General features: G+C 72.5%; 3 protein-coding genes. 1 reads left to right on the top strand and 2 read right to left on the bottom strand.

Annotated elements, in window-relative coordinates; translation table 11 throughout:
- Both C4313_RS10710 and C4313_RS10705 read right to left on the bottom strand, forming a co-directional pair.
- Positions 1–627 (bottom strand): lipoate--protein ligase family protein (locus C4313_RS10710; protein ID WP_352429854.1); only part of this gene is annotated, 627 nt, incomplete at its 3' end.
- Positions 628–635: 8 nt separating this feature from the next.
- Entirely contained in the window at positions 636–824 is a 189-nt protein-coding gene (locus C4313_RS10705) for a type II toxin-antitoxin system HicB family antitoxin (protein WP_352429853.1), read from the bottom strand.
- A gap of 128 nt (positions 825–952) precedes the next feature.
- Between C4313_RS10705 and C4313_RS10700 the strand changes: the two genes are divergently transcribed.
- A partial coding sequence (locus C4313_RS10700) for a DUF1028 domain-containing protein (protein ID WP_352429852.1) occupies positions 953–1,238 on the top strand: 286 nt, incomplete at its 3' end.

The raw sequence follows: 1,238 nt of genomic DNA, 5'->3' as shown, positions 1-1,238 counted from the left end.
GGCCGCCTGGAGGGTGGTCGCCCGCTCCCGGATCCGATCGGGGTCCGGGCCCTGCCGCAGATACCGCGCGACGGCCCCCGGATCGCCGTCCAGCGGCAGCGAGCCATGCTGCAGCACCACCCCCTGGTGGCGCCATTGGGCGCTCCCCATGATCTTGCGGCCGCCTGCCAGCAGTTCGTAGTCCGTCGGCACCGCGAAGCACACAAAGCCATCGCCCCGCGCGGCGGGCGTCAGGGCCGGGGCCATGGCCACCTCGGGGACGCCCAGCCGGCGGAGGGCCTGGGCGAAGGCCTCGGCGAACCGCCGGAAGGTCTCCAGGACCCCGCCCGCCGCCCGCGGGTCGGCCTCCGGGAAGACCACGCTGTAGGTGAGTTCCTCGGCATGCAGCAGGGCGCGCCCCCCGGTGGGGCGCCGCACCACCTCCACGCCGTCCACCCGACAGCGCTCCAGATCCACCGCCTCCAGCGGTTGGCGGCGGCCCAGGCTGATACAGGGGGGGTCCCATCGGTAGAAGCGCAGCGTCGGAGGGGCCTCCCCGGCGGCCACCGCCTCCGCGATGGCCACGTCGATAGCCATGTTCGTCGCCCCATCGGCCGGGGGCGACACCACCAGACGCCAAACCGCCACCGGGAGGCTCATGGGCGGGACAGGTGATCCTGCAGCCACTCGATGAGGACGGCCTCCAGCTCCCGGCGGCATTCTTCCAGGGTCCGCCCGGTGGCATACACCTCCGGGTAGACCTCGATCTCGCCGTAATACGTCCCATCCTCCAACTGCCAGTAGCGGGCCCTCTCCATAGCCGCTTCCACCAGGGCGGAGAACATGCCGATCGGCTCCTGTTGGAGATCCCTCGCTCCCCTCATTTTAATCCAGACCGGGCGGGCCGGGTTGATCGAACGGGGCCTTCGATGGATCATGGGGACGGTGAGATCCTGCCCCCGGAGGGAAGCCCATGCGCATTTGGGCCACTTTCTCCATTGTGGCCTTCGACCCGGACCGCCAGGAGTGGGGGGTCGCTGTCGCCTCCAAGTTCCTGGCCGCCGGCGCGGTGGTGCCGTGGGCCCGCGCGGGCGCCGGCGCCGTGGCCACCCAGTCCTACGCCAACACCCGCTTCGGGCCCGAGGGCCTGGCGGCGATGGCCGGCGGGCGCTCGGCCGAGGAGACCCTGGCCCGCCTCCTGGCGGAGGATCCGGAGCGGGAGAAGCGCCAGGTGGGGCTGGTGGACCGCCAGGGGCGGG

Origin of the sequence: Thermoflexus sp. (assembly GCF_040289485.1) — a bacterium.
GTDB lineage: Bacteria > Chloroflexota > Anaerolineae > Thermoflexales > Thermoflexaceae > Thermoflexus.
This window is presented reverse-complemented; position numbering and strand designations above follow the sequence as displayed.

What these genes read in the sequence shown, in the direction of transcription:
- C4313_RS10705 (WP_352429853.1), bottom strand. Translation starts at nt 824, where the DNA reads ATGTTCTCCGCCCTGGTGGAAGCGGCTATGGAGAGGGCCCGCTACTGG.